Source organism: Allobosea massiliensis (assembly GCF_042655245.1).
In the GTDB taxonomy this organism is placed as follows: Bacteria; Pseudomonadota; Alphaproteobacteria; order Rhizobiales; family Beijerinckiaceae; genus Allobosea; species Allobosea massiliensis.
On the sequence record NZ_JBHSLU010000017.1, the window covers coordinates 31,387 to 52,976 of the forward strand.

35 protein-coding genes are annotated in these 21,590 nt (G+C 61.8%); 2 read left to right on the top strand and 33 right to left on the bottom strand.

Annotated elements, in window-relative coordinates; all coding sequences use genetic code 11:
• Positions 1-229: 229 nt before the first annotated feature.
• The 27 genes from ACFPN9_RS08895 to ACFPN9_RS09025 all read right to left on the bottom strand — a co-directional run bounded on the left by ACFPN9_RS08895 (position 230) and on the right by ACFPN9_RS09025 (position 16,731).
• Entirely contained in the window at positions 230-1,303 is a 1,074-nt protein-coding gene (locus tag ACFPN9_RS08895) for a DUF2336 domain-containing protein (RefSeq protein WP_377816489.1), read from the bottom strand.
• A 222-nt stretch (positions 1,304-1,525) separates the two neighbouring features.
• Positions 1,526-2,053: a hypothetical protein gene (locus ACFPN9_RS08900; RefSeq protein ID WP_068204289.1), complete on the bottom strand. Its 528-nt coding sequence runs from the start codon at positions 2,051-2,053 to the stop codon at positions 1,526-1,528.
• A gap of 10 nt (positions 2,054-2,063) precedes the next feature.
• Complete coding sequence (locus tag ACFPN9_RS08905; RefSeq protein ID WP_068204287.1) at positions 2,064-2,450, bottom strand: hypothetical protein; 387 nt, start codon at positions 2,448-2,450, stop codon at positions 2,064-2,066.
• A 120-nt stretch (positions 2,451-2,570) separates the two neighbouring features.
• Positions 2,571-3,116 carry a hypothetical protein gene (locus ACFPN9_RS08910; protein ID WP_068204285.1) on the bottom strand — a complete coding sequence of 182 codons (546 nt, stop codon included), beginning with the start codon at positions 3,114-3,116 and terminating at the stop codon, positions 2,571-2,573.
• Positions 3,117-3,150: 34 nt separating this feature from the next.
• Positions 3,151-3,717, bottom strand: coding sequence for a hypothetical protein (locus ACFPN9_RS08915; RefSeq protein ID WP_377816492.1), 567 nt, complete (start codon positions 3,715-3,717; stop codon positions 3,151-3,153).
• Between the two features lie 200 nt (positions 3,718-3,917).
• On the bottom strand, positions 3,918-4,514 hold the full coding sequence (locus ACFPN9_RS08920; protein WP_377816494.1) for a ribonuclease H family protein: 597 nt from the start codon (positions 4,512-4,514) through the stop codon (positions 3,918-3,920).
• 92 nt (positions 4,515-4,606) lie between these two features.
• Entirely contained in the window at positions 4,607-4,963 is a 357-nt protein-coding gene (locus tag ACFPN9_RS08925) for a hypothetical protein (RefSeq protein ID WP_377816496.1), read from the bottom strand.
• A 157-nt stretch (positions 4,964-5,120) separates the two neighbouring features.
• Entirely contained in the window at positions 5,121-5,669 is a 549-nt protein-coding gene (locus ACFPN9_RS08930; protein ID WP_377816499.1) for a hypothetical protein, read from the bottom strand.
• A 31-nt stretch (positions 5,670-5,700) separates the two neighbouring features.
• Positions 5,701-6,036 (bottom strand): hypothetical protein, encoded by a 336-nt coding sequence (locus ACFPN9_RS08935; protein ID WP_377816501.1) that lies wholly within the window; start codon positions 6,034-6,036, stop codon positions 5,701-5,703.
• A gap of 109 nt (positions 6,037-6,145) precedes the next feature.
• A complete protein-coding gene (locus ACFPN9_RS08940) occupies positions 6,146-6,820 on the bottom strand; it encodes an HD domain-containing protein (RefSeq protein ID WP_377816503.1) in 675 nt (224 codons plus the stop codon).
• Between the two features lie 128 nt (positions 6,821-6,948).
• Entirely contained in the window at positions 6,949-7,122 is a 174-nt protein-coding gene (locus ACFPN9_RS08945) for a hypothetical protein (protein ID WP_156451698.1), read from the bottom strand.
• Positions 7,123-7,174: 52 nt separating this feature from the next.
• Entirely contained in the window at positions 7,175-7,354 is a 180-nt protein-coding gene (locus ACFPN9_RS08950; protein WP_068204269.1) for a hypothetical protein, read from the bottom strand.
• Positions 7,355-7,414: 60 nt separating this feature from the next.
• Positions 7,415-8,092 (bottom strand): hypothetical protein, encoded by a 678-nt coding sequence (locus ACFPN9_RS08955; RefSeq protein ID WP_377816506.1) that lies wholly within the window; start codon positions 8,090-8,092, stop codon positions 7,415-7,417.
• 64 nt (positions 8,093-8,156) lie between these two features.
• Positions 8,157-8,837: a hypothetical protein gene (locus tag ACFPN9_RS08960; protein WP_377816508.1), complete on the bottom strand. Its 681-nt coding sequence runs from the start codon at positions 8,835-8,837 to the stop codon at positions 8,157-8,159.
• A gap of 61 nt (positions 8,838-8,898) precedes the next feature.
• The gene (locus ACFPN9_RS08965) at positions 8,899-9,345 is read right to left on the bottom strand and encodes a hypothetical protein (RefSeq protein WP_377816510.1); all 447 of its coding nucleotides are present in this window, start codon (positions 9,343-9,345) and stop codon (positions 8,899-8,901) included.
• A gap of 86 nt (positions 9,346-9,431) precedes the next feature.
• Complete coding sequence (locus ACFPN9_RS08970) at positions 9,432-9,704, bottom strand: hypothetical protein (protein WP_377816512.1); 273 nt, start codon at positions 9,702-9,704, stop codon at positions 9,432-9,434.
• Positions 9,697-10,071 (bottom strand): hypothetical protein, encoded by a 375-nt coding sequence (locus ACFPN9_RS08975; protein WP_377816515.1) that lies wholly within the window; start codon positions 10,069-10,071, stop codon positions 9,697-9,699. The genes ACFPN9_RS08970 and ACFPN9_RS08975 overlap by 8 nt, the downstream gene beginning before the upstream one ends.
• A gap of 301 nt (positions 10,072-10,372) precedes the next feature.
• Entirely contained in the window at positions 10,373-10,741 is a 369-nt protein-coding gene (locus tag ACFPN9_RS08980; RefSeq protein ID WP_156451700.1) for a hypothetical protein, read from the bottom strand.
• Between the two features lie 36 nt (positions 10,742-10,777).
• Positions 10,778-11,281 carry a hypothetical protein gene (locus ACFPN9_RS08985; protein ID WP_377816517.1) on the bottom strand — a complete coding sequence of 168 codons (504 nt, stop codon included), beginning with the start codon at positions 11,279-11,281 and terminating at the stop codon, positions 10,778-10,780.
• A gap of 164 nt (positions 11,282-11,445) precedes the next feature.
• Entirely contained in the window at positions 11,446-11,910 is a 465-nt protein-coding gene (locus ACFPN9_RS08990; RefSeq protein WP_377816519.1) for a hypothetical protein, read from the bottom strand.
• Between the two features lies 1 nt (position 11,911).
• Positions 11,912-12,667 (bottom strand): hypothetical protein, encoded by a 756-nt coding sequence (locus ACFPN9_RS08995; protein ID WP_377816521.1) that lies wholly within the window; start codon positions 12,665-12,667, stop codon positions 11,912-11,914.
• 214 nt (positions 12,668-12,881) lie between these two features.
• Positions 12,882-14,051, bottom strand: a complete 1,170-nt coding sequence (locus ACFPN9_RS09000) for a DNA cytosine methyltransferase (RefSeq protein WP_068204468.1) — start codon at positions 14,049-14,051, stop codon at positions 12,882-12,884.
• Complete coding sequence (locus ACFPN9_RS09005; RefSeq protein WP_068204471.1) at positions 14,038-14,343, bottom strand: hypothetical protein; 306 nt, start codon at positions 14,341-14,343, stop codon at positions 14,038-14,040. The genes ACFPN9_RS09000 and ACFPN9_RS09005 overlap by 14 nt, the downstream gene beginning before the upstream one ends.
• A gap of 65 nt (positions 14,344-14,408) precedes the next feature.
• Positions 14,409-14,588: a hypothetical protein gene (locus ACFPN9_RS09010; protein ID WP_156451798.1), complete on the bottom strand. Its 180-nt coding sequence runs from the start codon at positions 14,586-14,588 to the stop codon at positions 14,409-14,411.
• A gap of 2 nt (positions 14,589-14,590) precedes the next feature.
• Entirely contained in the window at positions 14,591-15,109 is a 519-nt protein-coding gene (locus tag ACFPN9_RS09015) for a hypothetical protein (protein ID WP_068204475.1), read from the bottom strand.
• 30 nt (positions 15,110-15,139) lie between these two features.
• The gene (locus ACFPN9_RS09020) at positions 15,140-15,781 is read right to left on the bottom strand and encodes a hypothetical protein (protein WP_377816525.1); all 642 of its coding nucleotides are present in this window, start codon (positions 15,779-15,781) and stop codon (positions 15,140-15,142) included.
• On the bottom strand, positions 15,778-16,731 hold the full coding sequence (locus ACFPN9_RS09025) for a hypothetical protein (RefSeq protein WP_377816527.1): 954 nt from the start codon (positions 16,729-16,731) through the stop codon (positions 15,778-15,780). The genes ACFPN9_RS09020 and ACFPN9_RS09025 overlap by 4 nt, the downstream gene beginning before the upstream one ends.
• Before the next feature lie 296 nt (positions 16,732-17,027).
• On the opposite strand from ACFPN9_RS09025, the gene ACFPN9_RS09030 reads away from it, so the two are divergent.
• The gene (locus ACFPN9_RS09030) at positions 17,028-17,507 is read left to right on the top strand and encodes a DUF4231 domain-containing protein (RefSeq protein ID WP_068308318.1); all 480 of its coding nucleotides are present in this window, start codon (positions 17,028-17,030) and stop codon (positions 17,505-17,507) included.
• Positions 17,508-17,526: 19 nt separating this feature from the next.
• Here ACFPN9_RS09030 and ACFPN9_RS09035 read toward each other — a convergent pair whose 3' ends face one another.
• The 6 genes from ACFPN9_RS09035 to ACFPN9_RS09060 all read right to left on the bottom strand — a co-directional run bounded on the left by ACFPN9_RS09035 (position 17,527) and on the right by ACFPN9_RS09060 (position 21,231).
• Positions 17,527-17,739: a hypothetical protein gene (locus tag ACFPN9_RS09035; RefSeq protein WP_068204485.1), complete on the bottom strand. Its 213-nt coding sequence runs from the start codon at positions 17,737-17,739 to the stop codon at positions 17,527-17,529.
• A 43-nt stretch (positions 17,740-17,782) separates the two neighbouring features.
• The gene (locus ACFPN9_RS09040) at positions 17,783-18,928 is read right to left on the bottom strand and encodes a DNA cytosine methyltransferase (protein WP_377816530.1); all 1,146 of its coding nucleotides are present in this window, start codon (positions 18,926-18,928) and stop codon (positions 17,783-17,785) included.
• Between the two features lie 386 nt (positions 18,929-19,314).
• Positions 19,315-20,190: a hypothetical protein gene (locus ACFPN9_RS09045; protein ID WP_377816532.1), complete on the bottom strand. Its 876-nt coding sequence runs from the start codon at positions 20,188-20,190 to the stop codon at positions 19,315-19,317.
• A gap of 4 nt (positions 20,191-20,194) precedes the next feature.
• Entirely contained in the window at positions 20,195-20,350 is a 156-nt protein-coding gene (locus tag ACFPN9_RS09050) for a hypothetical protein (protein ID WP_377816534.1), read from the bottom strand.
• Positions 20,351-20,405: 55 nt separating this feature from the next.
• A complete protein-coding gene (locus ACFPN9_RS09055) occupies positions 20,406-20,675 on the bottom strand; it encodes a hypothetical protein (protein WP_377816536.1) in 270 nt (89 codons plus the stop codon).
• 109 nt (positions 20,676-20,784) lie between these two features.
• The gene (locus ACFPN9_RS09060) at positions 20,785-21,231 is read right to left on the bottom strand and encodes a hypothetical protein (RefSeq protein WP_377816538.1); all 447 of its coding nucleotides are present in this window, start codon (positions 21,229-21,231) and stop codon (positions 20,785-20,787) included.
• 185 nt (positions 21,232-21,416) lie between these two features.
• On the opposite strand from ACFPN9_RS09060, the gene ACFPN9_RS09065 reads away from it, so the two are divergent.
• Positions 21,417-21,554 carry a hypothetical protein gene (locus tag ACFPN9_RS09065; RefSeq protein ID WP_377816540.1) on the top strand — a complete coding sequence of 46 codons (138 nt, stop codon included), beginning with the start codon at positions 21,417-21,419 and terminating at the stop codon, positions 21,552-21,554.
• Positions 21,555-21,590: the final 36 nt, after the last annotated feature.

Sequence of the window (21,590 nt, forward strand, 5' to 3'; positions counted from 1 at the left end):
CGTCGATCTTTGCCGCGGTGCCTTTCCACGGCTTCATTGGTTGGGATCGCTGCGTGCCAGGCCGGCGGATCCGAACCTTGATGTAGAAGCCGCTCTTCGATTTTGGGACTTTCATAAACGTCTCCAAGGGTTGCGACGGCATGTCCGTCGCGATGGACCCTCGGGTAAAAGCGTCCGGTTCGCACGGGGAAGAACCGGCACACAAGCGATTTAGGTGCGGGAGGCGGTCTCAGCTGTTGCGCAGGAAGGCCAAGACCTGGGCGCCCGTTTCCGGCTTCAGCGCTTCGAAGGATTTCTTCGCCCGCTGCAGCTGAAGCTCCGATCTTCCCGTTGAGCGCAGCGACAGCATGGCTCGCACGGTTTCCCAGGACCACCCCAGCGCTCGGGTCACGAGCAGGAGCGAGTTTTCGTCGGTGCCATGAATGACCTGGTGCGCGGTCGACACCGCGATGCCGGCGATCGCCGCAAAGGCGCATATGGCTTTGTTCGCATCGCCTGATTGGACGAGCCCGAGAACATCGCTCTCGGTCAGGGTTCCGGCGTCGGCCCTCGCTTGCAAGGCTTCCTGGTCTGGATCCAGCGCCGTGACGCCGACCGAGAACTGGGTGGCCGCGGCGACATTCTTCGCCCCGGCCTCGACCGCGGAATCGATCTCGCTGGCAAGACGAGGTTCGAGATCGGCTTTCAGGCGCTTTTGCGCGGAAAGCTTCGCAAGGTGGATGATCTGGCTTGAGAGCGCCGGCGGCAGATCGTGTCGGACAGACAGTGCCGACTGGAGCTCGTGATCGGTGACGGCCCGCATGACCAGGACACCCATGGCCTGGGTCGAGAGCTTCGCGGTCGTATTCTCAGCGAGCGCACGCGTCACCACGCGGCCGCCCTTCAGCACGAGGTAGTCGGCGATGCTCTCCCCGAGATCGTCGCGCGCGGTCATGGCGAGCATATGCTCCTCGCCTTTGGCCTGGCTGATCTTGAGCAGGTCGCTGTTGCTCAAGCGTTTTGAGGTCGACAGCACGGGCTTGGCGACCGCGATCTCGTCCATCGCGAGCTGGCTTATGACGCCCGCCGGCGCATTTGGAACCGGTGCAAGGCGTTCTGCGAGGGTGATCCGAGCTTCACGCTCGATGTCACGGGAAACCTGAGAAATGACGACGTCGAAGAGCCCGATCTGCTCGTCCTGGAGCCCTGAGGCGGCGGATACAAAGAGGTCGGTAATTTGCGTGAGAATGCTCGATCGATCGCTTTGCGAGCCGTTTATGAGGGTCTGTTCCAGCTCGCGCAGCAGCGCGTCAACCGAGCTCATTAGTCAGAATCCCCCCGTAAACCGGGCGCACGAATTGCATATACCAATGAGCAAACTGTTAGCGTCTGCAACGATTATTGCGTGCTTTTGCCAGCTGAAGCTTCGTTTTCGGTGAATAATGAGTGCTCGGAGTTGCACAGACTTCAAAATGCTCTTTAGGGGTTTGCCGGTTCGGCAGAAGAAAACGGGCCGGCCCTTACCGGGCGGCCCGTGATCATTTGCTCACAGGGTGTAGGCCATCTCGTAGAGGGGCTTGTCGTCGCCCGGCAGCGATCCCTGCTCGAGACCGAATTCGTCGGCATTCCAGTGGTCGCCGGAGAAGTGCCAGACCACCTTCTTGTGCCCGGACGGCAGGACTTCCCAGACGAGAAGCCGATTGTCCTCGGTGTCGATGTCGCGAATGCCATCGCCGTTCACACCGAACTCGTTGGACAGGGCGACCAGCGCTGCATCCAGGCTGACATGCCGCGTGAGGCCATCGATATCGCCGAGGCGTTCGACGATATAGGAGATGGTCTCGCAGATGCCGGTCTTCCCATTGAACTGAGCGCGCACGTCCTTCGCTTCGCGCTCCTGGATCTCGATGGCGTCTCGCAGGATCAGAGCGGCCGCGGTGACGTCGGCAGGCACCCGGAACGTGCTGCGCTCGCGATAGGTGGGTTCGGCGAGCCACTTCACGTAGTCCGGTGGGACGTCGTTGAGCGGCTTCCCTGCGTGTTTGCCGAAGGTGAGCGTGATCAATGCGGTCATGGCGTATTCCTCAGTGCCAGTTGTCTTGATCGCGGGCGGGAGCGGCGTAGAAGTCCGCAAGCCAGGGCGAGGTGCTGGGAATCCAGCTGCTCTCGTATTTGAAATCGAGCGCTCGACCCTTCAGGAGGCTCATCAGCGCCTCGCCGTTGCCCTCGAGCACCGTGACCGTGCCGTCAGCGATAATGCCGACGCAGGGGCCCGGCAGCGTCAGCGCGAGGCTGAAGCCATCGATGTCGTCGGTCGAGATCGGGTCGAAGAAGAAGGTCCGGATATGGACCATCTCGACGAAGTCCGGTTCGGGCAGCGCGACAGAGACGAGGGCAGAAGCGGTGGGCGGGGTCGGCGTGACGATCGGGCGAGCGCGTTCGGCGGTGCGAGCGAGGGCGTCGATGAGCATCGTGTCGTCCTTTTGTGGGATTTCGGACCCCGAAGGGTTCATCCCTCCCCTGCCTGTCGGAACGAAAAAGCCGGCCCAAAGGGGCCGGCTCTCAGGGGGCGCGTGACCGGCGCGGTCAGATCAGAACTGCACCGATGTGATGGTGGGCAGATGGCCCCTGTTCTGGGGAGGCCGCACTCTGATCATCACCTCGACCGGCGAGTTTCGATCTGCGAGCGCGCGAGAAATGGTCTGCGCCTGTTGGCCGAATGCGTACATGGTCGGGAACTGTTTGATCACGCCGTCTCTGGTCTGGGTCACGTCGACCACCAGCATGGGCTCTTTCTTCCGCGTTTCGCGGCTTCCTTGGATCGACAGGATTGCGCTGAAGTAGCCCTCCGGAAGATCGGTGATGCCGACAATGATCCGGCGCGCATGACGGGGCTGGGGCTCGGGGGGCTTGGGCGCAGCCTGAGCCGCAGGTCTGATCCCAAATGCATCGAAAAACGGATTGCTCTGCCTCGGGACATCCAGACCTTGGACACCGGCTTCGAGGAGCGCGCCGAGTGTTCTACCCTCCTTCTCGAGGAGTTTTCGCGCCATTCTGAGGGCGGACAACGCCTCATGGTCCTGATCGGAATCGATCAGGCGGACAACCTTGGCCAACTGGTCAACGTTCAACGCCATTGGATTGTCCTTCCGGGGGTTCCGCCATGCCGGCTCACCCCAGTCGCTTGAGACCCATTTCGGATGCCACATCGAGAGCTCGACGCCCGGCGTCGGTGATGAAGCGGCCTTCAGGAGTCTCGGTCAGCCAGCCCCTGGCGACCATTGTCTTTGCGACGTCGATGTCCTCGCCGGTCGCACATTTCGTCCCGATGCCGTGAGGATTGAGGGACCGTGCATGATCGAGCAACCTGCGTTCGTCTGCCGTGCAGGGTTCAGTGCGGGCGAGGCTGGCGCATGCCTCGCGCTCGGCCGGGATGGTAGCCCCCAGAGCGGCGACACTTGCAGGTGCCTCCTGCCGCTGCGCGATCGACAGGCCCGCCGCCGTCATGGCGCGGAAGACGCTGACCGCGATCATGCCGCTGTCCCAGTCGGCTGTCTGGCCGGCGACGTAGTTGTCGAGGTCGCGGCGGCAGGCATCCAGCGCGTCGGCGCCGGCAGAGATCATCTCGAACGGGAGCGCGCTGTCGGCGTGCTCGCGCGCTGCATCATCGACTGGCAAAGCTGCAAGGCGAATGGTCGAGCCGCCTTGGGGCTCCATTTCACGCTGTGCGTCGATCATTCGTTCCTCTAACTGGGCGTGTTGCCCTGTTGAGCGGTCGGTACTGCCAGATGGCGAAGAAGCTGCCATTCCCGGTCACGCCGACATCGCGTCGCTCGATTGTTTCGAGCCATCGGTACTCGCCGCTTGCGACTTTCCGAGGGAGCCAGGCGAAGACACGGTGCCACTCTCGGTAGCTGGTGCGACAGGTGATCTTCATGTCAGGCAGCCCAAGGCAGGGAGCCGTCATCAGCAGCGACGATCGCGGCGTCGCGCGCGGCCCGCTCGGCATCGCTGTTGCAGCCGTCGTACGGGTGCTGTGGTGACTGGTCACCGAGTGCGGTGATGTCCAGACCGACCTGAGCCGCCTTTTCGGCGACGGCGAGCGCCAGCCGCTGATGCTCATGATCAGCCTTCCCCTTCCAGAGAAGGACGTCACCGGTATTGCTGCTCTTGAGGCGCCCGATGAGAGCGTCAGCTTTCATCCAGAGTTCGGCGTAGGCGACCGGCTTGCGCGATGCGCTGCGCCAGCCATTGGCCTTCCAGCGGGGCATCCATTCCTCGATGCCTTTGACGAGGTATTCGTGGTGGCAGACGAGAAGGATGCTGTCCCGGCCGCCGGACGGGTTCTGCTGCAGCAGAGCCTCGAGGCCGCGAGTGAATGCCAGGAGATGACCGCGGAGGAGGTCGCCCTGCTTTTCCTCGCTCGATCCCTTGGCGACGGGGCGCTCGTTCCCTTCGACAATGACGTGACTGAAGCCGGTCATCCGCGCATTATCGGCCGCGGCGACATAAAGCAGGGTAACGCGAGCGTTCATTGCGACTTCCTCGGGGTTTTCTTGTCGAGTGATTTCGCAGGAGGCGGTCGATCAAACTGAAAGGGGCTCAGATGTCTGAGCCCCCGATTTTTCTATCGGCGTTGGAAGAACAGGTGGACAGGAGTGCTGTTGGCTGCCAGCCCCAGCATTGCCGCCTTGGACTTGAGGTCGCGCATCCGATCGAATGCGGCTCTGTTGAACAGCCCGGCGCCGATCCGCAAGTGCTCCTCGTCTGGGATAAGATCAATGAGCGCTTTGGCATCCACCCCGACGAAAACCCCATGATCCTGGCACATGAGATCGGGATAATCGGCCAAACCTGGATCCACCCCTTGCATGAAATCATAAACGGAACGGAAATCCTCTGGGCCGAAGCCGATAGGCAAAGATGCGAAAATCGGCCCCTCAGGCCGTACTGTAAACAACGTCGCGTAGATCGAGTAGTCCATTGATGCTCCTAATTCGGTTTAGTCAACGAGTTTTCGTCTTTGAAACTGTTGACACCCAAATTATCGACGCATCCGAGCTTCGTCCATATTATTGTGGGTTGCCACCGATATTCAAAAGGAAAGCCCGCAAGGCGGGCTGTTCTTCTCCAGCAGGCTGTTAGCGGCCGGTGGCCCGCTGGACCTCGGCGACGAGGAGTTCGGCGATCACGCGCTGCAGGGTGTCGGTATCGACTTTTGCGGCGACGCCTTCGGGGTCCTTGAAGCCCAGGGCATCGGAGATCTTGCGGATGATGCGCGTGCCGCACAGGAGCTGCTCGACGCCGGCGCGTGCTGCTTCTTCCGCCTCGGCCACCGGGTCCAGCGGGGCGCTAGGCTTGGCGAGGTCCGTGACGATGGTGACGAGGGCGTCGAGCTCGGCGCAGACGTAGGAGAGGCCCATCGCCTTCTGCCGCTCGTCGGCGGTCACCAGGAATGCCTTTCGCAGCTTGGCTTCCAGGCTTGCGCGAAAATCGTCATCCATCCGGCCGACGAAGCGCGCGGTGGTGTCGATGAGGTCGCGCGTTTCTGCGTCCAGACGCGCCGCGCCGAGGCCGGCTGCGCGGGTGACATACTTGCGGCAGTAGAACTGCCGAAGGGAAATCCCGAGCGTCCCTGCGTCAAGGCTCGCGGGGTCGATCCGCCTCTGGGCGGTGAGGAGTTCGATCATGGCTCTGGCGTCCTGTTTCTCGATGTGGCCTTCAGGCGGCGGCCTGGGTCGGAAGTGTCTTGCGGCGGGTGACCTCGGCCTCGAGCTCTTCGAGCGAGAATTCCTGGATGTTCGAATAATCGACGGCGAGCGTCTTCAGTTCGTCGATGCGCTCGAGAATGCAGTCGGCCTGCGAGGCGAGGACCTCGCGCACGAAATCGGGCGTCTTCGGATATTCGCTGAAATAATGGGCCTGGGTTTCGCGGTGCGTCTCAGGATTGCGCTGAATCTTGAAATTCCGATTATCGATCAGGAGGTTTCTGACGCAGCGCGTGAGGCTGTCGAAATTGCGGGCGATGACCTGATGGGGTTCGACCTTGCGCGCCATGGCATTATCCTTTTCGGGATTTTCGATGGAATATCGTTCGCGTTTTATGTCGCCGATTATATCCCACTCGGGCCCGAGTTTCATCGGACCCGAGTGATCTGCTGCCGCGCTAGCCTACAGAAAGTGGCTCGTTGAGTTTGTCGAGAAGCGCGATCTGCAGTCCGATCCCGAGCTTCACGTTCTCGAACGCCGGCTCGTAGCGGCTGAAGGCGCGCCGCGCGTAGCGCGCAAGCGGAAGGATATCGCGCCGGGCCTCTCCGACATACTCGACCTGCTTTTGCGGGCTGAAGGCCCCCTGCATCGTCGAGAGATTGTGCAGCCGGTCGAGCAGCTTCACGAGGCAAGCGCGCCAGGTCTCTCTGATCTGAGCGAAGTACATCGCCCCATCCTTCTTCACGCCGTGAGTGACCTTCGACAGGAGCTCGATGTCGCGAGAAACGTCCGCACCGAAGCGCTGGGCGATAATCTCCTCGCTCACCGGCATAAGGCCAGGAGGCACCTGGTCCGGTGACGAGTAATCCTCACGCACGTCATGCAGCAGGATGACGATGATAAGCTTTTCGATGTCCCCATCGGCGATCGGAAGCGTGCGGGCGTAGAGCGCGATCGAGACCTGGTGGTCGAGCTCGGGCGTGACGCCGTCCTTGCGCATGCCGGTGTGATAGAGCGAAGCGAAATGGAGAGCATCGAGAGCAAGGTGAAAGCCCTTGCCGGTGAGCCAGTAGCGGAGGGCGATCAGTCGCTTCTGCGGGCCGCCAATATGTGCGGGAACGATCGAGCCCATGTCATTTCCTCGGGTTTTTTGACGAAGCGGTTTCGCCCGAATTCCCAGGATCTCGGCGTCAGGGGTTGCCCGATTTGGGCAAAAGAAAACCCGCCGGAGGCGGGTGAGTTGGCTTCCGTGGCGAAGCGTCAGAGGGGATAGGACTTCACGACAAGGCCGATGGCGGCAACGATCACCGCGGAGACAATGCTCAGCATTCGGTCGAGTTGGGACCGCGCGCTGCTCGCAGTAGCAGTCCAGACGACGCCCGCGGATACGCCGGCGAGGCCGAGCGCCGCGATCGCTGCACCGATCGTTTGCATGGGTAGCCTTTCGGTGTGCGAAGAAGGTCAGGCGGCCTTTGGTGAGCTTGGCTCAAACCATGCCGGTCTTGGTGACGGCGAACGTCAGGACGGCGCCCACGCTGACGGTTGCCGCGAAGCAGGCGAGGCAGGACAGAGCGATCAGGTTGGTCCTGCCCTTGGCGGCCCGGTAGGCGACGAAGCCGGTTACGGCTGCGAAATTCAAGATCGCGACGAGAATGAGCAGGGCCATGGCTCATGTCCTTTTCGGGGTTTCGAACGCAGTTGGTTCAAAGGTCCCCTGCCCTGCAGCTTATGTCTGGAGCTTGATCGGCACTCTCTTCGGGAAGCAGTGATCCCACCCGTCGACGTAGCCGCTCAGGGCGACCAGGATAGTCGGGGTCTGTCGGTAGATTGCGCCTGCGAGCCGATGAAACCCGTCGTCGATGGTCCATGCCCCGCAGGGAGATGTGACCTCGATCGAGATGGGCCAGGGGTCAGGATTGACAACGAAGTATGCCACCCGCTGGCTGTCCCAGCCGGGCGCGACACGCCCTCGGACACCCATGGGAATGAAAGTGGGTGCGAGGCGGTTCTGGTCGATGCACGCCTTCACTGACGCGCGGGTGACGCGGTCGCGGCCCCAGATATTGTGGCGGAGCGGATTCGACAGCCTTGATATCGCCGAGACCGCGATTTCGAAAATTTCATCGGTGGAATCGTATCCGAAGCTGAGGCCGAGCTCTTGGTGGAAGCGGCGCGGGGTCAGTCCGTCGACGACTTCAAAGCCATAAGCCGCTCGCACCTTGTCCCGAAACTCAAGCCAGGATTGAGCGGACACGACACGTCCGAAGGTGAGCATTTGCTCGGGCGCCGCTGGCGACATGATCTCGTACGCCATCATGCCGAAACGGGCGACAAGCCGATCCTTCTGGTGGATCCAGACTGTGCTTCGATCGGTATCGGTGTTGAAGGCAAGGCTCGCTGACATTCTCGGATCATTAAGTTGGCGGCAGCCGCTAAACGACGAAAAATCGAAGCCTTCCGCAAGGGGCCTATGCGCGCTTGCGGCGCTTGTTGCGCCCGTCTGCGATGTAGCGATCGACCATCTGCAGGCAGGCGCGCAGGGTGAGGACGGGGAAATTCTGCATCACCCGTTCGGGCCAGAACACCGTGTGATCGTAGCCCGCATCGGCTTTGAAGCGCAGCGTGAACGTCGCGAGATTCTCGCAGTAGCCCCAGCCGTCCTTCTCGAAGGTGAGATGGATGTGGGTATCCGACCGGATGATCGTGAAGTAGCTGTGCCCCATGCGCTTGATGAAGAAATCGAGCGGGCCGGCCCAGCGCGTCTCGACGCGGTGCTTGAACCGGAATTTGGCTTCCGTAAGCATGGCCGAGACATCGCCATCTTCGCTGCCGTTCAGCAGCGTTTCGATCATGGCGACGGCATCCTCCTGCGTATCGGCATAGCCGTGATGCTCGAAGTCGGTGCCGAGCAGGCTGGCGTAGCGCCAGTAGGCCTCCGTGCCATGCTCTGGGTTCTCGGCGTTCTTGGCGGCGAGAATTTCAGAATAATCCCGGCCATCAGCGAGGTTGTACGAGAGGCGAACGGGCTCCGCGCCCATCGGCGGATTGATCTTCCAAGAGCCGCCAGAGGCTTCCGCACGGAGAAAGGCGCGGCCGCCGGACACCGCGAGACGGTTCCAGGTCGGGGAAGTCGTGTCGGAGTTGGTCATCATGATCTCCTTGGGATTTCCCAGACGACGGGGTCACCCGTGAGATCGTTTCGAGATCGTCTCAGTTCTCGCTCTGGCGCTCCGCGCGCTTGCGGGCCTTCACATGATCGAAGGTGTACTTCGCGTGACATGTGAGCGACGTCCCGCAGTTCTGCTGGACGATCCGGTCCATCTCGTAGCGGCCATCGCGATGCCCAAGGCTGTAAGAGGCGTAGGCGATGACGAGGATCCCGGCGCCAATGGCGTATTTCCGCAGATCGTAGCGCAGCAAGAATGGGTTCTTCTCGGCCGCCGCGAGCGAGAGCGACAGAGGGCGGACGATTTTGGTCATCCAGAGATAGACGATGCCCTGGCCGATGCCCCAGGCAGGGATGAGCCAGAAGATGCTGTATTTGTCCCTGATGATGAAGGCCATCGGGACGATCAGAATGATCAGCGACATCACGACGGCGGCAGCCAGGGCCGCATAGAGCTGGAGGTGTTTGTTGGTCACGTTTGAGAGCGTCATGATCCGGCTTTGAGTGAGCGACGGCGCATTGGCAATGGCCGACAAAGGTGGCCGCGACGGGTCTGTCGGCGAACGTTATGGCCGGCTTAGTTCAAGCCCATCGCCTGTCGGAACGTGGCCTGCGCCTCGGCGATGCCGGCGGCTTTTCCGCGGTTGAAGCCGGAATTGTAGCTGGCAAAAATGGCTTCAGCGAAGCTGTCGTTGTAGAAGCAGCACAGGATCTCCTCGTGCTCGACGCGGACCCCAGCCTCGATGCGGAAGGTTGTCCGCGTCGCCAGGGTCATGCCGTTGCGCTCGGTGACGTCATAGCGTTCGCCGTCGCGCCATTCGCCGATTTTCGGCGTCGCGTTTCTACCCATTGCGCTCTTTCGATTTCTCGAGAATCTCGTGGCACTCTTCCGGCGTTCGCTGATCGAAATAAACGCATTTTACAGGCGGTGCGTTCTGAATGGTCTTCTGGACAGCGCCAAATCCGCTCGTAAGCCAGAATGCGATCAACCCAGCGCCGAAGCCGGCCGTTGCGCCGGCAGTAGAGTGCCCGAGCGACTCGAGATAGACCCAGATGCCCGTTGCAATGCCGAACCCTAGCGCAATATTCGCAAAGGGCAGATCCGAGAAATACCAGGTGATTAAAGCGCCAATGACGCCGAGGCCCAAACCGACGATGGGTCGGCGCCAAGGGAAGTTCGACGCGAAGCCGAGCAGATTTGCGATCCAATCAAGCATGGTTTTCTCCGTTCACGACTGAGATGGCGTGATAACGGCTTCGGCCGTCATCGGTAGCCCGATATCCGCTTCCGGCGGGTTCGCCGTCTTCGGTCCAGAGACCTCGCGAGAATGCGGCGCACCCTCGATCGGCGAGTGATCTGACAGCCTGCCTCGTCTCCACGAGGTTAAGGCCTGATCGCTTGCAGATAAGCTTGAAGCTCAGATAATCCCAGTCGCCCGAGACCTCACAGAGGGCCTTCAACGCGATTGTCTCGTTATGGCTGAGGTCTGCCATGTGTTCTCCGGGACCAAGCGACGGTCAGTGCGACGCTGGGAGGATGTCCGACGGGCCGCGGCCGTAGACAGGCTGGCAAGGATTCGCTGCCTTGAGGCGGGTGGCGAAAGCGCCTTCAGCTTTCGCGATGTCCAGCGGCGAGAAGTACTCAGCGCCGACGCTGTTGAAGCTCTTGGCATCGTGGCGCTCGGCGTAGAAGAGCACGAGGACGTCGCCTGGCTTCGATCCGTGGAAGCGGGCGTTCTCGAACTTGTCGAGCCTGAGGAAGTCGGAGTCGTTTACAGGCTCGCTCTTGAGCGTGGACGTCTTCATCGGATTTCCTTCCGTGTCATCGGAGCTTCTGGTGCGCTGCAATTCGTCAATTGGGCGCATGCTCGACCAGATGAGGCCCATCACAGCAGTGACGGTGGCGATCAGTTGGTTCGAGCCTTAGTGGAGGTGAAGCTGCCGGCTGAATGCTGCAGCGGTTTCCCGGATTGCCAGACGCACTGCACTGGCGCCTTGCCCGGCATCGGACAGGTCGATGAGTTCCTGCTGTCGCAGGGGCGTGAGGTAGCGGTTGGGATCGATCCGCATCGCTTCCTCGTCGACCTCAGGGACGACGCCATTTCCGATACCGAAATGGATCCTCAGGGAAGGGTCGCCGGCGGCGTCGAGAACCGCGTCGCGGAACTCGATGAGTGAAACGCGCATCGCAGCGTCGCGCTGGATATCCAGGATCCGGGCGCAAAGCTCGAAGCCGCGCATGCGATTGACCATCGTCTGGACGGGAAGTGAGACACTCGCGTCGTCGCCGCTGCGGTAGGCGAGGGAAAACTCGGGCGACCGGAAGACGTCCTGGATCACCTGCTCATTGCAGGCGTGCCGGGGCGCCATGTCGATAACGACCGCTTTGCGGGAGGTCTCGACGGTGAGGCGAATATTCCGCGTCATCGGGGTCCTTGGGGTTTTTGCCGTGGTTCAATTCGCCTAATTCACGATAAAACGTGATTTTCAGTCCTATTTTACGTGGATATGTCTGCCCGACCAACGGATGGTTTGGTTGCTGATCGGGGTTTTCCAGGCAGCCATGAAAAAAGCCCCCGAAGGGGCTTTGATCACGGGAAATTTCCCTCGTCGACCTTCTTGTCGACGATGATCCGCTTGAGCTCTTTGATGCCCAATTCGAGGCTGTTATCCAGCTTGGCAAACGCCTGCCAAAAGCCGGTGCGGTCCTCGATGCCGGCGAGCTCTTCCAGTTCGCCGACACTGCGACTGCCATGGGAGAGATGGCTGTACCAGCGCGCCCGGAGCCGCAGCTGGCGAGAAACCTCCTTCAGATCTCGGCCGGCGTACGTCGTGTGATTTTCGGTCGCCAGCGCGAGGTCGAGGTAGCGAGGCAGGTTTGCCCGGAGCTTCTCGTTCTTTTCCGCCCGTCGCATGATGGCAGCGGCCACAGCGTCGCCGTCATCATTTTCGAAGCAGTTGTCGAAGGCGCGCGTGGTGTGCCTCCCTGCAGAAATGACGGCGGCCGCATAATTGACTCGGCCGATGAAGTTGTCCGGTTGGTTGAGCGCGCTCATGTCAGGCTCCCGTGGTTGCGAGGGATGCCTTGAGCTCTACGAGGGTCTCGCGTAGCGCAGAGGCGGTGTGATGGGCCCCGTGGCTTTCCGCCACCATGGCGGCGGGCTCGAGGATCTTGAGGGCGCTCCGGACGGCCTTGTCCATGGCCTGCGCCGCTGCGAACTGGCCGAAGATCCGTCGCAGATCCGCAATGGGGAATTGTTCGGCGGACACCGCTACGGCCTTTCCGTCTTCGGTCTCGATCGAAAGCACGCCCTTCTCGTTGTGGATCGAAATGAGCTTGTCGAGCGAAGTGGCCGCAGGCTGCGTGTCACGCTGGCACCCGCCGGCGCTGTTGAACATCAGGGGGCGTCCATCGCTGAGAATGCGCTTGCCCTCGACATCGATCAGTGCGCCTTCGGCGTCGAGCATGGGGCTGCCATTGATGTGCGTGAGCGGCTCACCGTGCACGTTTCCGAATGAGGCCCACTCGATCACGTTGTTCGCGCGGATGTAGTCGAGTGCGCCACGATGATAGGCGCTGCCTTCGGCGACCCTGCCGACGACATATTTCCAGGCTGCCTCGTCATCCGGGAAGATGGCTTCTTCGTCAGACCGGCAAAGCTGGTAGATGCCGTTGGCGGAGCCGCTGCATTCGAAAATGCCCCACCCCTCGCTTGATGAGATGCCATTGTCGAATTCGACTGAGGTATCGAATTCGATCGTAGCGCCGACGATGTCGGCGTCGGCGTCGTCGGAGAGCGGTTCGATGGTCATGAGATCACGCTATGTGGCAGGGGAGATATGTGGACATCGATCAAGGCTGATCGATTGCGAGAGGGGCTGTGTCTTCGACGTTGGCTCCAAGACCTTCGAACCCGCGGTGACTGAGAGCCCAGCTGTTCTCGAGCTGTAGACACCGCACAGGGTTGGCAGTGCTGGCCCGATGACGCCGCCGAGATCGGTCCCAAGATCGAGGAAGCCGCTCAAGTCAGTTGATGAGCACGCGGGCTAGCGATTTGCCCATGGCGGCGGCCATGTCGACGCCGACGGCGTTGCCGAGCTGCTTCAGGCCGTCGGACCAGGTTCCTGGAAACTGGTACTCGTCATCCATGCCAGTCAGACGGGCAGCTTCGCGCACGGTGAAGTGGCGATAGCGCTTGCCCTTGTGGCCAGCACCGTAGTCGACGAGGTTCTCGCCACCGCTAACGCCGTGGACACCGGCGCGCAGCGTTTTCGACGGCTCGTCGATGGGCGATCCTGTGTGGCCCTTATAAACCTTCGCCTCGCGCGGCGCGGCCTCGTGGTTGTGGATCCCCGGGCTGCCGCCGGGCATCGCTTCGGGCAGGTCGCCGATCGCATCGCGGACGGTGCGGTGAGCAGCGAGGCGCTTTGCGAAGATATCGCTGGTCGCGCGGTTGTGCTTGCGAAGATAGCGGCGCCCTGCATCGTCCATTTCCGGGCGGGCAAGGTTGTGGCGATCCCAGTAGGAGCTGGTGATCCACTTATCTGTCATCAGCTGATCGGACGAATGGGTGGCCTCAGGCGCTTCCCACTCTTGCGCCACATCTTCGCGCAAGCCGACGATGAATACTCGGGTCCGCGCCTGGGCGAGACCGTAGTCGGAGGCGTCGAGCTTGACGACGGAGATCCGGTAGCGCGGGTCGCTCATTGCCTTGGCGTCGAGGGCGGCACGCAGGAAGGCTGCATCCTCGCGCCAGTCGACGCCGGGGGTCGATAGGCCAGGGTTGCCGAGCGCGAGCTTCAGGTAGTCGAGGTACTCGGCGAAGCGGAGCAGGCCCGGCACGTTTTCAAAGAGCACGGCTCTCGGACGCAGGATCCGGGTCGCGTTGATCGTCCAGGGCCAGCAGTTGCGTTCGTCACTGGCACCGGCGTGTTCTCCGCCGATGCTGAACGGCTGGCACGGCGGGCCGCCCGAGAGGAGATCGGGTTCGGAAGCGACATCGCTCAGGTCGAGCGTTGCGACATCTGCCTCGAGCACCTTCCAGCCTTGTACGGCGGCAAAGCCAAGACGCTGGTTGTGGCGCATGGTGTTGCAGGCGGCATGATCGCGCTCGACCACGATCTCATGGTGGAAGCCAGCACGCTGGGTTCCAAGCGCAAGCCCGGCGGCGCCAGCGAAAAGTTCAACGGAACGCATTGTTGCGCGCAGCCTCGAAATAGTCGGGGGTGTGAGTGGACATCGATCGAAGCTGATCGATTACGAGATAGGCTGCGTCTTCGACGCTGGCGCCTAGACCTTCGACTCCGAGATGACTGACAGCCCAGCTGCCGATCCATCGTCTAACGGTGAATTCTCGACCATCGACGTCGATGCGGTAAGCGTTGGCGCCCAGGGCACGAAGGGTGCCGAATGCACCCTCACGGGTGCCATTGCGCATGAAGCAATCGAAGATCGTCCCGATTTTCTCGGGCAAGGAGAAGTCAGTCATCAGGCGGGCTCGATTTGGTAAGAGGAAGCTCGTGACGGCGACCGATCAGATTGGTCGCCAGGGTGTCAGCCGTGGCAATAATGGTAATCGCCGCGCTTGTTGCGCAGCGTGAAGCTGGAATTGTAGCTGCCCGCTCGGATGGCCACCGCGAGCTGATCGTACCAGCGATCACGCGTGCAGCGGCGGCCGTTGAGGTAGTATTTGGTGACCCGCGTTTGGGCCGAGACGACGCGAAGCATAGTCACGATCAGGTGCCGTTCATTTCGGCGACGACGAATTTCTCGTCGCGCAGGGACTGAAGGACGGCTTCCAATCGGGGGCCGTCGACGCGGTATGCACCGTCGTGAGGCGTGAGGCCGTCCGGCATGGAGTCGATGGCCCATTGGCGCGCAGCCGAGGTGATCGGGCGGAGCTCCACAGCTTCGCTGTGCCGGACGACACTCCAATCGACAGCGGCCTTCTGAAGAGCCTCTGAGGCGGCCCCAGAGGCCTCTTGCCAGGCCCGATGGTCGGCATCGGTCAGGGTGTCATCGCCATTCATGCCGTGACGCTCGACGAGCTCAGTGGCGAAGGCCCACATCAGGGTGAGCGCGTGCGCGATCCCGACGGGGTTCGTGTCACCCGCGCACTCTGCCCTCAGTGCAGCGGCGAATTCCCACCCATGGGCTGGGACATCCTTTCGCTGCTCATCGAGCCAAGCGGCGATCCGGGTGCGCTCCTCGCGCACGCCGTCTTCATAGGTCTTGGAGTGGCTGGTGCTTGTCACGTCGAGATCCTGGTTTGAGACACCGATCGGCTAACCCTTCGTGGGCGCCTCGGGAGGTGAGCCGGCTTCAGCGATTGCGATGATGACCTTGTCCTCGTTGAGGAGGGCATTCGACTCGGTCCGGGCCCAGACATTCAGTCCAGCGAAGCGGCGATCGACCTTCTCGCCTTTCGCAAGGAGCTTGGTCGCGAGCCACGGGGTGACCGACCAGAACTGGTGGATGTCGGTTTCGGTCACATCGAGCTCGTCCTGCTCGCAGGCGTCTTCCCAGCTGTCGGCGACGAGGATTTCATCGTCCTCATCCATCCGGTGGATTTGCGTGCCTTCGGCCCATCCAGCAGATCGTGCGGCGGCTTCGTAGTGGCCGATGCCTTCCGCGAGATGCTCAGCGCGATCCATCAGTGAGCCAAGGCTGTCAGCGCCGTGTTCGTAGTCGGCCTCGTTGAGGATCGCGACGAGAGACGACACATCGCAGAGCACGTGCCTCTCGACGATCAGGTCAGCAGCGGTCGGGTTCTGGCCGAACTCCTTGCCGATGATATCGAGCGCGTACTGCACAGCTCCCCAGTTGGCGCTGGAAATGAAGGGGTTGCCGGCGTGTCTTTCGGCAAGGGACTGAGCGCGAGCCTGGTCGAGCTCGCCCGGGATGTGGTGAACGAAGGCCGTTGTCACTGATATCGCTCCGTCTCGGCGGCGATCTTGTTGAGGATTGGATCCTCGAGGAGGTCGCTGCCGGCCTCCCACCAGCGGGCCCATACGCAGAGCTTCGAGAACTTGGGATCGACCCGTTCGTCGAAGCCGCGCAGGCGAGCGGCCAGCCAAGGGCTGACGGCGTAGAAGCCGGTGATGGCGTGCTTCTCGGGGGCGAGTTTGTTTTCCAAGCACACGTCTTCTGCCGTCCGCAATGTCTCGCAGCGGTTGGCAGCATCGGCCTGTTGCCAGGAGGAGAAGTCGTCCCAGTTGTAGCCGCGCCAGGCGCCATCCTCGAAGATCCAACCGTTCTCGCTCGCGGCCTGGCGATAGTCGACGAAGGGCATGTTCAAGGCCTTCGCCTGTTCGGTGAGCCGCGGGATCGAGCTGGATTGGATTTCCTTCAGGAGTTCCCGCACGAGGTCAGTGACGTCGTTGCGAATGTGGTCGTCGATGAGCCGCATGACGGGGGTCCGTTCGCGCAGCGGTGCGGAAAGCGGGGTGGGCTCACGTAGTTCGCTGAGCGCGTCCTTCAGGAGTCGGTCGGCCCAGGTGATCGCGACATCGTCTGCCTGGATGAGCGCAAAGCCGCCATTCGGCTCACCGACCGTGTTCTTGGTGCCGTAGGTCGAGAACACGAAGCCGGTCGGCAGCGCCGACGCACAGGCTGCGCGGATCAGGTTCGCGAGCGTGACGATTTCTGCGACGTTCGACGAGAAGGTGACGGGAACGATCGACGTCTCGTCGCCATCGTGATCCTCGAAATCGATGTCGACATTGATCGCGAGATAGCTCGGGTCGTCGAAGATCTTCCGGAACGACGCGAATGGGTCCTCATTCGCCGCACCGCGGGGGAACGCCTGCTTGAAGGCATCGCTGCGCTTCTCGAAGGCGCGATCGAGGCCGGCCACGTCCTTGTCGAAGGAGAGCACATCGAGCTCGTCGCAGAGTTCCCCACATTCCGCGGCCAGCCGCGCTTCGCGCAGTTGCAGGTGGACGGTGAATGACACCGCCGTGAAAAGATCTGACATGGAAGACCCTTGGGATTTCGAATTCGAGGAGCTCGAAAAATACGGATAAAAAAATGACCTGGAGGGGCATTGGCTGACTGTTTTATCACAGAGGCCGCGCCCGATCGTGTGACCGAAAGCGAGAGCGGCGAGTCCACTTTCAACCATTGCGAAAGTCGGCCTAGAATGCCCGCGCTGTTCTGGGTGGGGATGCAAACGTGACCGAACTGATGGACTGGCCGCGGCGCGCGGCGAAGCTCGAAGAGAAAGTCGCAGGCACCCTCGCGGATTACCGCAAGAGCGCGCGGGACTCGCGGCGACTGCACCAGGCGCTGTCGCTGACGATCGTGATCGGGGCTGTTCTCGCTCCGGTGCTGACCTCACTAGCGGCCCGTCCGGATTCCGGCGCAGCTCCGCAGTTTTTCGCCGCGCTTGTCGGATTATCAATCGCCATCAGCGAAGGCTTGCGCCGGCTTTTGCGACCGGAGTCGCGATGGAAGACGACGGCGATTGCCGTGCAGATGATCGTGAGCGCTCGCGAGGCCTACCGAGATCGAATTGTCCGGCAGGAAGTTGGCTCGGAGGAGTGGAAGGCCGCGTATCTGGCGTTCCGGTCGCAGTTCGAGGGCATCCTGATGAAGGAGACCGTCGAGTTTTTCCCAGATGATCCTGACCAGGGGCGCGGATCCAAGGGCTGAGAAGGCCGCGCCTTCGCTGCTACTCCTCCGAGGCGTGCCGCAGAATGCGTTTGTCGTCGAGGCGACGCTGGCGGCTGACGCGCTGTTTGGCGTCGAGCTTTCCCGCCGGTGAGCCCACGTCCTCGCCGCCGGCTTCGTAGATCATGCGCCCGTCGACGATCCTGGTGGTGCTGCGGCCCATGATCTCGCTATTGATGCGCTTGCCGCGCTGATCGCGTTTCGATCGGGACATTGCTTTGTCTTCCTATTTCGGGCTCGCCATCGGGCGTCTCCGCTTATGCGGCTTCGAGGGCGCTTCGCGCTCCGATCATTTCGCGCAGGATATTGTTCGCGGCATCGTCGTCGAGCTCGATAAAATACGCGTCGTCGATTGCGTACGAGATATCCTCTGCAGGGATGTCCAGCGCCAATGCCTCGGCGAGAAGCTCGGGATTTAGCCGATCGTACTTGGTCGTCATCTCGAGCTCGGGATGATGCAGCGCGTTGTTGGCGAGGAAGAACCCATAGGCGAAGCCCTGGGGTGTTTCGCTGCGCGCGTTTTTGGTCTTGAGCGATTTTCCGCCGAATTTCTTGTGCATTTTCGAGCCTTCGACAGGCTCCACTGGCGCAATCGGAAGGTCAGCGTTGAAGCGGCCCCAGATCAAAGTCCGTTTTGTGTAGGTGTCGCCGAAATGATAGGGATCGAAAGACAGGCGCCATTTCGGCAGCGAGCCCAGCTCCTCGATCCGACCGACGGGGTTCTCGATCGCCCATATCGAGGGCTTGAAATACTCGATGACCGCCTTGGTTTGCTCGACAAGGCGGATCGAAGCCGCGGTGCGTCCGTCGACGTCCTTCTTCGCGAAGTGTTTGGCACCCGACACCGCGAAGTCCGTGCAGGGGCATGCGGCGAGGATCGCATAGATGTCCTGCCCGTCGAAGGAGCCGAACCAGTCGTTGAAAAACTCGACCGAGAAATTATTGACGTCGCCCATTTCGGCATCGGCCTGGATGTCGAAGCGGTAGACCTGATAGCCGGCCTCCTCCCATGGCCTGGACCAGCTGCCGGTCAGATCGAACAGGGATAGAACGATCTTGTCCCTGTTGGGGCTCAGCGGCCCTCCCTGGGCTCGTGTGAGCTCCTTCCAGCGCTCGACGCGCGCCCGGGCTTGGTCGGGCGACATCCATCCTGCTTCACCCGTAAAGGTACGAGACTTCTGCTCGAGGCGGACGATGTCCTGTCGGGTCGGATGGTCAAAGAGGTGATGCGGCCGATCTGGATCGTCTCGCAACTTCTTGTCGACGGCCAACGACGCTTGCACATAGGTGCGCAGGTCGATCACCTCGGAGCTGAGGTTTCGATGCTCGGGCGCAGTGCTGCTTGCAGCCATCGGGATCGCGCGGGCGACATCGAAAAGGTCGCCGATATGCTCGCCGGCCACGAGATCTCGTGCGGCTCCTTTGGGAGATGGCATCGTTTTCCTGCCAGTGTTTTGCTGAAGGGCGGCGTCCGTTAGCGCGTGAACCACGCGCACGCCGCGACGTAGGCGGCCATGCTGGCCACCACGGCTATGGTGTGAGTGTCCATCAGGCGGCCTTTTGAGCTGATTTGCCGGTCTTCTTGGCGAGAAAGCGCTCGACGTCAGAGGCGGCGAGCTCCATCGCCTGGCAGGGCGCCCGGCCGTGATCGCGGCAGAGACACTTGTCACGATGAAGGGCGGCGCAAATGACGTGACCGATGTGACGATCGTCGTCGGCGAGCGGCCCCGGCTCTGGTTCGGGACGACGCCGCGCGTAAGGGTTCCTGCGAAGGGCCATCGGGAGACTTTCAGGCTTCGGCTTTATCGAGAGCCGCATTGATCAGCCCCAGTGCGTTGCTCGCGCTGGATGACGAAGAGCGGTCGGGGTGGAGCAATTGGGCAAAGCGCTTGCGCAGCGCCTTCACCGCGCTCGCTCCGTTATCGACGCCCGCGAGCACTTCGTGCGCAGCTTCTCGGATCGGCGCTTCGGCGATTGTTTCGATCGCCGCGCGGATCAATCCGACGTGCTCAGGCTCGGCCGGCCGATTGGCCATGGACACCGTGTACTCCAGGATTGCAGCCTGGCCGGACGCAAGGTCAATGACGAGTGTCTCGCCGCCAACCCGAAATGCATAAGGGTCGACGTCGCTAACCCGAATTTCGACGCAGTGATCGGCGTCGATATCCAGCAGCGCAAGCTCGTTCACGCTGTGAGCAGTATCGGCGATGTTCATGGACACGATGCCGACCCTGACCTTGCCGGGCAGGACCATCGCTGGCGTGTTCGATTCCGGATGGGCGAGGATTTTCAGATCGTAGAGCGGCCGCTGATCCTGGTCCTTCAGGGTAATCCGCCCGAGAAGGTATTGATCGAGATCGGCCCGGTTTGGCGGGAAACGCTTGATCATTCCGTGCGTGCCGGCGCGAATGGCGCGCCGCCGACTTGCGGCCTCGATGTGGTCGAGGGACCAGTTCATGAAATCGACCGCAGCCGCCTTCACGAGAGGCAGTCGCGATGCCTTAGCGCCGAGGACGGCGAGAACCAGCAGGAGCAGGTTCCAATGTCCGAGGCTGCGATCCCAGAAGCCGAACGCGCAAATGAACGCCGCAATCCATTCACGGCGGTTGCGCTGCAGGTGATCGACGTACCAGTTCGTGACCTTCGTAAGTGGATGGGTCACCATCCTCTTAGCGCTCATCGCGGCGGAAATCGCGGCGGCTGTACGAGCCCCTGCCCTTCTTCGCCTTGACGATCTTCGGACGCGTGTCGACGGCGACCGCACAGCCGGCGTTACCGGCGCGCAGCGACAGGGCAGCGGCGTGTTCGTTGCGCTTGGGAGCCATCGGACTGTCCTTCCTGGGGTTTTGAAGCCTGTCGGGTTCAGCCCCGCGGGGTTCCTTACTGGGCCTGAATGGGCCGAATGGCCTTGAGTTCGAGGACGGGAACGACGCCCAGCGCCGGGCAAGTCAGCGAATGCCCGTGTCTGCAGTTGCAGACAGGGCAATCTACTGTCTCGTGGGCCATGAGCTCGTCGTGCTCCGCCTGGCGCTCTTCGTTGGACATGGAGCGCCACCAGAGGTCCCACATATCGGGCGTCAGGCTCATGCGCGGCTTGTAGCGCTTCAAAGTGAGCGCATGGAGCGTCGGGCTATAACCGGAATATTTCATGGCAAAATGCTCGCGCAAATATGAGCGGTAAATTCGGCTTATAATATGCCGATTTTATCAGGTTTTCCGGCGGCCGAATATGCCGTGGAGTATCGGCCGTGTCAGGCGGCTAGATTGCCGCTCGGATCACAGGCTCGTCGGTCAGCGGCTCGAAGCCCTCGAGCCAGACGCCGGCGAAGTCCATGGCGTCCTGAAGATGGTCCTTGTGGATACGAACCTGATCATCGGCTCGGCGCTCGAGGAGCGATTGCACGAACGGGTCGGCCAGCGCAGATGCTACGCGCCCGTGCAGTTCGGCGGGCAGAAAGCGCGTGAGCGCGACCGCGGTGACGTCGATCACCTTGCCTTTGCGCTCCCAGTCGGCGACGCCCAGGAGATCCTCGACCACGGATTTGCGGAGCTCTTCATCGTCCATGTGACGGACTGAGAAGACGGCATTGTCGACCAGGGACCAGGCGCCTGGAGTGGCGACGATGACCGGACCGGGAGCGTCCCGAAGTGCTGCGGCCTCTTTCTGGACGGTTTCGACAAGGCGCTGAAACTCGGGATCGATCATGCTGTGCCAGCCCATTTTTGCGCGACTTCGGGTACCGCCCGCACCGTCAGGATGACAGGTGGCGGCGTGATGTTTGAGGCGAAAGCCCCGGATTGATAGAATCGCACCATCTCGGTACCGATCTCCTGCAGCGCAGTGCCGAGAGGGACAGCCCTCACCTCGTACCCATCGGGGTAGACGTCGCCGTGACCAATTCCACCGCCCGTCATCGCGGTACCGACCACGACGAATTCCTGGTCAGCTGGATCGGCGCCCTGCGCTCCGTCCCCATTCATGCGAATGAGCGTGCCCGGGCCGAAGCGGAACTGATCGCCCGGCTGTAGGCGGAATGGCTCTTCCGCTTTCGGGGGTTTCGGGGG